The following is a 9,049-nucleotide window of genomic DNA, read 5'->3' on the forward strand; positions in this document are numbered from 1 at the left end:
CGACAGCAGCCACACAACCGCAGGCCACACCCCAAGATCAACTTAAGCTACGCAGCATTGGGCCTCAGTGGAGCACGGCAGACGTCCCGGGGTCCGACTGCACCTTCGGTGTCTCGAACGGTCAAATCACCTACTACTAGCGGTTGACGTATCCGGGGTGGGGGCCAGAGGATGACCTCCACCCTCGGACCGTCGCCCTAAAGACGAGAAAGCTTCTCAATGGAAGTAGTGCTCAACGGTGTTTCCCAGCGATACGGGAAGACACTGGCGATCGACGGGTTGAGTCTGACTCTGGAATCGGGTGTCACCGCGTTGCTCGGTCCGAATGGTGCGGGAAAGACGACGCTGCTCCGGACCCTGGCCACTATCATGCCGCCGCAGTACGGTTCTCTGCGCATCGGCGGTGTCGAGGTGGTTGACGAGCGCAGCGCGCGCCGGATTCGCGACGACATCGGATATCTGCCGCAGGCCTTCGGCTTCGATCCGCAGATGAGCGTGTCCGACTTCGTGACGTACGCGGCGTGGATGCGGGGAGTTCCGCCGAGCCGGCGACGCGGGGCTGTTGACGAGGCACTGGAGATGGTGGATCTTGTTGATCGTCGTCGGGACAAGATGCGCAAGCTCTCCGGTGGGATGCGGCAGCGGGCGGGGATCGCATGGGCGGTAGTGGGGCGCCCGGGTGTGGTGCTGCTGGATGAGCCGACAGTGGGGCTCGACCCCCGGCAGCGGCTACAGTTCCGCAAGATCATTTCCGGTCTGGCGGACGCGGTGGTGGTGCTCAGCACCCATCTGATCGACGACGTCGCCGCCATCGCCGATCGGGTCGTGGTCATGCATGGTGGCGTCGCCCGGTTCGACGGCAGCATAGCGGAGTTGGAAGCCACGGCCCGCGACGATCTGCCCGGTCACACGCCGCTGGAACGGGCCTACATGCACCTGTTGCCCGAGGCGGAGCAGGCGGTATGAGAATCCTCTGGCTACACATCCGCAACTCCCCGGTCCGCTGGGCACTGCCGGTCCTGATCGCGTTGGACGTAGCGGTCCTCTTCCTGCGGACCAACTACTGGGTCGGCGTCTGGCCGGAAACCGGAGCGGCGGCGCAGGTCCCGGCCTATCTCGTCGGGGTACTCGGTGCTGGCGCGGCGGCGTGGGCGGCCACGGCCACGGCCCGGCACGGACTCGTGGAGCAGGCCGCCGCAGCGCGGGTGCGGCCGGCGGTGAGCGAGGGCTACCGGCTGTCCGCGACGATCGTCATCCTGCTCGTGCCATACCTGGTCGGTCAGGCGACAGGCTTCATAATGACCGCCCGGACCTTCCCGCCGGGGTTACACCTATGGCTGGGCTACTTCGCGGTCGGTGTCTTCGTCACGCTGTTCGCGGCCGCTGTCGGCTGGACGATGGGGAAGATATTCGGGTCGGGACTCGCCCCGCTGGTTGCTGCCCTGGCCTTCCTGGTGCTCCTCGGGCTGCTGGATCGACAGGGATCAGCGATTGTCATTACAGGTCTACCGTCGATGACCGTGGACCCGGTGATCCTGACGGTGCGGTTCGCCGCCGTGACGGCCCTGCTGATGGCCCTGCTCTGGGTGCCGGCCGGCGCCCGCCTGCGCGGACGTCATCTGCCGCTCCCTGCTGCCGCCGCCACGGTGCTCATCGGGGTTCTGACCAGCACCGCCATCGCGGTGCCACGGGAACCCGCGCAAGATCAGGCCACATGCATTCCAGGTCCCGCCGTGCTCTGTGTCTGGCCGGAGCACGAGAAGTATCTTCCGCGATTGGAGGAGATGAGCGGTCGGATCGCCGCGCTGCCAGACGCCTTCGTGCTGCCGCCCCGGATGAATGAGCATGGAATCGACCCAGGTTCGCAGTTCGGGAATCGGATAGACCTGCGGATGAGTAACCCCGAGGCGGCCCCCTACTTTTTGATCATCGAGGGCAGCCCGTGGTCCTACGCCGGCGGTATCGAGAGCGCGATCACCAGCGCCACATTCAACTTCCAAGGTACGGAGGACTGTGCCTGGCACACCATGACGGAAGCGGACATGGTGCGACTGGAAGTATTCAGCGCGTGGCTGGAAGCGTATCTTGTGGGCGGAGCCATTCCCGACTACCAGACCAACGCGCCGGCCGAGATGCAGCAAAACTGGGCTGATGGTCGCGCCAGGTTGCGGGATCTTTCCCAGGACGAGCAGTTCCTGTGGGCCGAGGGAGAGGTACGCGAGATCCGTGGTCGCTACTGCACGTCGGGAGAATGAGGCCACGGCGACGGCGGTGCCGGCCCATATCTTCCTCGCCGTCCGGCGGACCCGGTCGATCCTGCTGGCCGTGGCCGTCTGCGGTGTCCTGACCGCGTGGCTCGGGACGGTGGAGGTGGCGGTGCCATCCGTCGTGGACCACGGCCAGGGACGCATTCCGCTGTGGCGACTGCTGGCCATCGGTGCGGCGGTCCTGCCAGTGCTGGCGATGCAGAGCCACTTGGCCGACCTGGAGCAAGGGGTGACTCGAAGCCTGAGCCGGATGCAACGGACCTACCTGGCCGGCATGACCGTGAGTTGTGCGTCGATCTTCCTGGCGCTCGCGGCGCTCACCATCGACCCGGAGATCCTGCTGGTCATGCTGCGGTCGTGGCTGGCGTGGTTCGGGCTGGCGCTGCTCGCCGGGGTGTTCCTCGGCTGGCGGCTCGCCTGGACCCTGCCCGCCTTGGTCGCGGTGGTCTTCTTCTACTGGGGGTACCACTCCGGCGGTGACTACTGGTGGTGGGAGTTCAGCATCCGGCCGTACGCCGATGTCCCTGCTCTGCTGCTCAGCCTCGGGCTGTTCGCCGTGGGTCTGGCCGCCTATCGGATGACCCCCTGGCGCCGCCGGCACCTTCGAACGCTTTGGCTGTGATGAACCGAGCTCCCTCCGAAGCGGATCGCGCGGGTGAACACGCTGCTCAGCGCCGCACCCGCAGCGATGCGGGTGGCGGGTCGATCGACGGTCCGCCGGTACTGCCAGGCAGGTAGGTGCCGTATGCGCCAGTAGATCTATCGGAGCTGTCCGGGAAGCGCCTTTGCCGTCAGACCTGACGGTCACAATGGCAGGGTGCTGGTGGCGGTGATGGCGGGACCTGGCGGCGGCGGATCACTGCGCCCGCTGCGGCCCGACGGGCAGCCAGCGGGTCCGGTCGAGCCGGCCGCCGACCTGGCCGCCCGGATCGCCGGTCACCTTGCCGAACCCGGTGCGTCCGGGCCGCCCCGGTGGCTGTGGGCGGCGACGGGGGCGATCTACCCGGGCCTGCTGCGGGCCGAGGTCCGGGTCGAGCGTTGCCACGACGCCGAGTTGACCGAGGCGCTGCTGCTCGGCTACGACGGACGCTGGGGCGAGCCCCGGTCGCTCGCCGCCGCGTACGCCCGGCTGACCGGCGCGCCGGTGCCAGCCGACCCGCCCGCGCCGGGTGCCGCGCCACCCGGACACGGCCAGACCGCGTTGTTCGACGACGTGCCGGCCCCGGCGACGGTCGCCGACCCGATCGACGCGCTCACCCGGGTGTACGCCGACCAGCAGCGCCGCATCGCCGGCACCGCCCGACCGGACCGGTTCCGGCTGCTGGTCGCCGCCGAGTCGGCCGGCGCGCTGGTCGCCGCCGAGATGGGTGCCGCCGGGCTGCCGTTGCGGGCCGGCCTGCACGACGCGCTGCTCACCGAGCTGCTCGGCACACCGTCACCGGTCGGCGGGCCGCCGCGCCGGCTGGCCGAGCTAGCCGGCCGGATCGCCGCCGCGTTCGGCGTCCGGCAGCTGCACGCCGACTCGCCGGCCGAGGTGCTGCGGGCCTTCGCCCGGGTCGGGATCAGCCTGCCGAACACCCGGGCCTGGGTGCTGCGCGGCGTGGACCATCCGGCCGTTCCGTTGCTCATCGAGTACAAGGAACTGCATCGGATCTGGACCGCGCACGGCTGGGCGTGGCGGCAGGCCTGGGTACGCGACGGCCGGTTCCGCCCCGAGTACGTGCCGGGCGGGGTGGTGTCCGGCCGGTGGGCCACCCGGGGCGGCGGGGCGTTGCAGATCCCCAAGGCGGTACGCCGGGCGGTGGTCGCCGATCCCGGCTGGTGCTTCGTCGTGGCCGACGCCGCCCAGCTGGAGCCACGGGTGCTCGCCGCGATGTCCGGTGACCGCCGGCTGGCCGCCGCCGGCGGCGCCGGTGACCTGTACGCCGCGCTGGCCCGCGACTCGTTCGGCGGTGACCGGGCCCGGGCGAAGGTCGCCCTGCTCGGGGCCATGTACGGGCAGACCGGTGGCGCCGCCGTGCCGGCCCTCGCCGTGTTGCGCCGCAGCTACCCGGTGGCGTTCGAGTACCTGGAGTCGGCGGCCCGGACCGGGGAGACCGGTGGCCTGGTGCGCTCCTGGCTCGGCCGGACCTGCCCACCGTCCGACGTCGGCAGCCCGGCCCGGGGGCGGTTCACCCGCAACTTCGTCGCCCAGGCGACCGCCGCCGAGTGGGCGCTGACCCTGTTGGCCACCGTCCGTCAGGCGATCGCCGGCACCGCCGCCGAGCTGGTCTTCTTTCAACACGACGAGGTGGTGGTGCACTGTCCGGCGACGCAGGCGGCGGCGGTCGCCGCCGCCGTGCGGGAATGCGCCGGCCGGGCCACCACGGTGCTGTTCGGCGACACCCCGGTCCGGGTCCCGCTCGAGGTATCCACCGTCACCTGCTACGCGGACGCCACCTGATCGCCACCTGATCGTTGGGACCGTTGTGCGTTCCATCGGATCGGGCAGCGTTTGGCGGGCGCTGTGACCGCCGGCCGGGCTGGACCGGCCGGGCAGACGTTGCGGGGGTGGCTCAGCTGAGTCGGATCGCGGGGATGATCATCGCGGCTGGTGGGGGTCGGCGGATCGGCGGGCCGGAGGCCCTGCTGTACCGCGGCGACCAACTGCTGGTCGAACGGGCGTTGCGGATCGTGGGGGAGACCGGCTGTGATCCGGTCGTGGTGGTGCTCGGCGCCGCCGCCGACCAGGTACGCGACACCGCCGACCTGACCGGTGCCACCGTGGTGGTCAACCGGGCCTGGGGCACCGGGCTCGGCTCGTCGCTGCGGGTCGGACTTGACGCGTTGAAGGACAGCGACACCGAGGCGGTGGTGGTGTTCCCGGTCAACATGCCGGGAATCACCGCTGACGCGCTGCGCCGGGTGACCGCGCTGCCGTACCCGGAGGTGCTGGTCTGCGCCACCTACGCCGGCACGCGCAGCTACCCGATGGTGTTCGGCCGGCGGCACTGGGCGGCGATCGCGACCCTGGCCAACGCCGACGGCGGGGCCCGGCCGTACCTGCTCGCGCACACCGGCGAGGTCATCGACATCTCCTGTGACGGAGTCGCCGAAGGCGGGCAGGTGGACACTCCGGAGTCGGTGGCGGCGTGGGGGCTGGCGGTGCCGGTGCAGCGCACCCCGGCGTGAGCCGAGGGCTCAGCTGGCGGTGAAGTGCCGGTGCACCGCCGGGATGGCCAGCCCGATGATGGCCAGCACCGACACGACGCTGAACACACCGCGGAGCACGACCACTTCGAACTTGCTGCCGGCCCTGATGGAGTACCGGTCCGGCGGGCCGAACATCCGCCACATGCGCCGGCTGACCGGGATCGGCCACAGGATCGGTACGCCGGCCCGGGTGATCAGGTCACCGAGGATGTGGACGAAGCAGCCGACCCCCATCGCCAGGCCGAGCATCGGGTAGCCCCGGTCACCGGGCAGGTGCAGGTAGGTGAAGTAGGCGGCGCCGAGCGACAGCAGGGTGACGATCACCCAGCCGGCGCGTTTGGCCCACTCGTCGAACAGCCCCCGCAACGCCAGGCCGATCATGAAGAACAGGATGGCGATCACCGCCCACTTGCCGTACGCGGTGCACAGCGCGGTGGTGCCCCAACCGACCAGCACGGTGAATGGAATGGTGTGGGTGAGGGTCCGGTGCCCGTTCTTGCGGTTCGGATCCTTGCTGAGCTTCGTCGCGTAGTAGACGCCGAGGGATATCTTCTCAATGACCTCGGCGACGAACAGCGACACCACACCGAAGGTCCGGGCGACCGTGGCGCCGCCCTGGTTGCGGGTGACCTTGCCGGACAGGTCCAGATCCGGGAACAGCGCGCCGCCGGCGCAGACGGCGGTGCCGACCGCGATCATCAGCGGCGACTGCTCGTAGCCGGCGAACTGGTCGAGCGCCCAGGAACCGGCGAGCCACACGGCGGCGCCGGACAGCGCGTGGGACGGACCCATCATGATCGGGTTTCCTCCAAGGTCAACTTCTCGGCGGAGGCAACTCTGTCAGATGGTGGTGGCACCGTCCACACCGGTACGGCGGTCAGAGCACCCGGGTGACTCCTTCGCTGTCCACCCTGGGATCGAGCCGGTCCGGGTCCAGGTTGACGCAGAGCACCACGCTCGCGCCGACGGCGAGCGGCGCGAGCAGCCAGAACAGCGGGTGCTCGTGCTGGCCGCCGTCAACCAGTACCCGGTCGCCGGCGGTGACGTCCTGCTGCGCGGCGATCTCCAGCGCCAGTGAACCCCACTCGGCGTAACTGGTCCCGTCCACGCTGGCCAGATCACCCGGCCGGACCAGCCCGTACGCTGGTGGCCGGCCGAGGTACCGGCACGCCTCGGCGAGGAAGTCCCGGTAGCCCTCCGGCGGCGGGGTGCCCGCCGCAGCCCGGGCACCGATGTCGAGCATGAACCGGTGCCGCGCCCCGGGCACGTCCTCCAACCAGTCGTCGATCCGGCCGCGGGCGGCGAACACCGCGTCCAGCGGCTCGTCGCCTCCCGGCTCGATCACCGGTAGGCCGGCGGTGGCGGCCAACCGGATCGACACCGACACCCCGATCGACCAGGCGCCCAGCAGCACGGCGGCGGTCTGCCAGTGCGGCGGCAGCAGGATCGCCGCCCGGTCGCCGGTGACCAGCCCGCAGCCGTCGCGCAGCACCGCCGCGGTCCGGGCCGCCCAGGCACCCAGCGCCGTCGCGGAGAGCTCGGTCCGCTCGCCGGTGGCGTCGTCGTAGCAGGTCAGCAGGGGCGTTGCCGGGTCGCCCGGGTAGATGCCCAGGCCGGGCGCGCTGGCGAGGGCGGAGGCGTCCATGCGTACTCCAGGGTGTGAATGATCGTCGCGGCCGACCCTACCGGGTCAGGGTGCCGGGGACCCGTAACCGTGCGGCCACGTCGCGCAGTTGGGGCCGGGTCGCGGCGGTGGTACCGGGCGGGGCGTCGGCGGTCACCCGGCGCAGCATCCGGTCGGTTTCGTCCACGTCGAGCCGTCGTCTCGGGTCGCGTCGCAGCAGGCCGGCGACACCGGCCGCAGCGGCCCGGCCCGGGTCGCCGGGTCCGGTGGCGCGGTGGCCAGCGCGGTCAGCGTCGCCATCGGCGTCGACCGGGCGTACGGGGCGCGGCCCTGGACGGCGGCATACAGCGTGGCGCCGAGCGACCACAGGTCGGCCGCCACGGTGGACACCCCGTCCCGGGCGCGCTCCGGCGCGATGTACTGCGGCGAACCGATCACCATCCCGGTCCGGGTGATCGAGCCGTCGCCGTCCAGGGTGGCGAGTCCGAAATCAGTCAGTACCACCCGGCCCCGGTCGCCGATCAGCACGTTGTGCGGCTTGACGTCGCGGTGCAGGACCCCGTGGCCGTGCGCGGCCCGCAGCGCGGCCAGCACCCGTCGACCGATTGCCGCGACCCGTACCGGCGGCAGCGGGCCGTCCTCGGCGACGACCTGGTGCAGCGAACGGGACCGGACGTACTCCATCACGATCAGCGGGCAGCCGGCGACGTGCCGTACGTCGTAGATGCGGACCACGTTGGGGTGGTTGAGCCGGGCAGCGCTGCGCGCCTCCCGCAGCGTCCGGCGGCGCAGTGCCTCGCGTTCGGCGTCGTTCATCCAGTCCGGGGGCAGCACTTCCTTGACGGCGACGTCGCGACGCAGGACCTCGTCGCGCGCCAGCCAGACCCGTCCCATCCCGCCGCTGCCGACCGGACGTACGAGTCGGTAGCGGTCCGCGATCAGCTGCGGTGACACGATCACCGTCTCCCATCGTCAGCCCACGACTGCATACAGTAGTTGTGGGCTGGTGATGCCGGATCAGCTGGAGAAGTGGCGACCATCAGCCGTTTCGCTGCGCCGGGTGACCTAACAGCCGAGTGCCCTGCCGACGGCAACCGCGCTGCCGATGAGCAGCTGAAGCGCCTACGAGACGGCGCCGCCGACCGCCGCGAGCAGGTTGCCGTCCGGCACGACGAGCTTGCCCGCCCCGCCGGCCAGCTGGGCGGCCGCCCGCCGGGTGTTGAAGCCCGGCGCCTCGCGCACGGCGGCGGCGTACGTGGTGGCGGTCTGCGCCGCGATCGTCGCCCAGCCGTACCGCCGGGTCACCAGCTGCCGGGCCGCCCGGGCCACCCGCCGGGCGAACAGCTCGTCGGAGAGCAGCGTGTGCACCGCCTGGGCCAGCCCGTGCGGATCCTGTGGCCGGAACGTCGTACCGGTCACGCCGGGCTCGACGATCTCGGCGAGCCCGCCGGTGGCCGACACGGCCAGCGGCGCGCCGGCCGCCGCCGCCTCCAGCGCCACCATGCCGAACGGCTCGTAGAGGCTCGGCACCACGGTAGCGTCGGTCGCGCCCAGCACCGCCGGCAGCTGCGACTCGGTCATGAACCCGGCGAAGTTGATCAGATCGGCGACGCCGAGCCGCACGGCCTGCGCCTGCAGCTCACCCCGGTACGGCCCGTCACCGGCGACGATCACCCGCAGCCCGGGATGGCGTTGCCGCAGCCACGGCAGCGCGGCGATCAGGTGCTGAACGCCCTTCTCGTAGACCAGCCGGCCGGCGAAGCCGATCAGCGGCCCGTCGGCGGCGTACCGCTCGCGGGCCGCCGCCACCGCCCGCGTCGACGAGCGCCACACCCGGTCGTTCACCCCGTTGGCAATCACGTCCACCCGCGACGCCGGCAGCTCCAGCAGGTGGCTGACCTCCCAGCGCATGTAGCCGGAGCAGGTGATCACCCGGCACGACTCGTGGCCGAGCCAGTGTTCGATG

Annotated in this window: 8 protein-coding genes and 1 pseudogene; 5 read left to right on the plus strand and 4 right to left on the minus strand. The window is 71.2% G+C overall.

All coding sequences use genetic code 11. The features are described from left to right. The first annotated feature begins 279 nt into the window (after positions 1-279). From ACFHW1_RS28130 to ACFHW1_RS28150, 5 genes are all read left to right on the plus strand, one after another. The gene (locus ACFHW1_RS28130; protein WP_416554993.1) at positions 280-966 is read left to right on the plus strand and encodes an ATP-binding cassette domain-containing protein; all 687 of its coding nucleotides are present in this window, start codon (positions 280-282) and stop codon (positions 964-966) included. A gap of 62 nt (positions 967-1,028) precedes the next feature. After that, on the plus strand, positions 1,029-2,255 hold the full coding sequence (locus tag ACFHW1_RS28135) for a hypothetical protein (RefSeq protein ID WP_416554995.1): 1,227 nt from the start codon (positions 1,029-1,031) through the stop codon (positions 2,253-2,255). Continuing rightward, positions 2,227-2,889, plus strand: coding sequence for a hypothetical protein (locus ACFHW1_RS28140; protein WP_416554997.1), 663 nt, complete (start codon positions 2,227-2,229; stop codon positions 2,887-2,889). Before ACFHW1_RS28135 ends, ACFHW1_RS28140 begins: the two co-directional genes overlap by 29 nt. Before the next feature lie 210 nt (positions 2,890-3,099). Further along, a complete protein-coding gene (locus ACFHW1_RS28145) occupies positions 3,100-4,710 on the plus strand; it encodes a bifunctional 3'-5' exonuclease/DNA polymerase (protein WP_416555025.1) in 1,611 nt (536 codons plus the stop codon). Between the two features lie 134 nt (positions 4,711-4,844). Then, positions 4,845-5,438 (plus strand): nucleotidyltransferase family protein, encoded by a 594-nt coding sequence (locus tag ACFHW1_RS28150; protein WP_416555027.1) that lies wholly within the window; start codon positions 4,845-4,847, stop codon positions 5,436-5,438. Positions 5,439-5,447: 9 nt separating this feature from the next. On the opposite strand, the gene ACFHW1_RS28155 is transcribed toward ACFHW1_RS28150, so the two are convergent. The 4 genes and pseudogenes from ACFHW1_RS28155 to ACFHW1_RS28170 form a co-directional block, all read right to left on the minus strand. Then, a complete protein-coding gene (locus ACFHW1_RS28155; RefSeq protein ID WP_416554999.1) occupies positions 5,448-6,254 on the minus strand; it encodes a metal-dependent hydrolase in 807 nt (268 codons plus the stop codon). 82 nt (positions 6,255-6,336) lie between these two features. Continuing rightward, positions 6,337-7,104 (minus strand): TIGR03089 family protein, encoded by a 768-nt coding sequence (locus ACFHW1_RS28160; RefSeq protein ID WP_416555001.1) that lies wholly within the window; start codon positions 7,102-7,104, stop codon positions 6,337-6,339. Between the two features lie 136 nt (positions 7,105-7,240). Beyond that, positions 7,241-7,977 (minus strand): annotated as a pseudogene (locus ACFHW1_RS28165) (serine/threonine-protein kinase); the annotation flags it as partial. 228 nt (positions 7,978-8,205) lie between these two features. Continuing rightward, the coding region (locus ACFHW1_RS28170; RefSeq protein ID WP_416555003.1) for a glycosyltransferase family 4 protein at positions 8,206-9,049 on the minus strand (844 nt) is incomplete at its 5' end.

It is taken from the genome of Micromonospora sp. LOL_014, assembly GCF_048060245.1.
Classification (GTDB): domain Bacteria; phylum Actinomycetota; class Actinomycetes; order Mycobacteriales; family Micromonosporaceae; genus Micromonospora_E.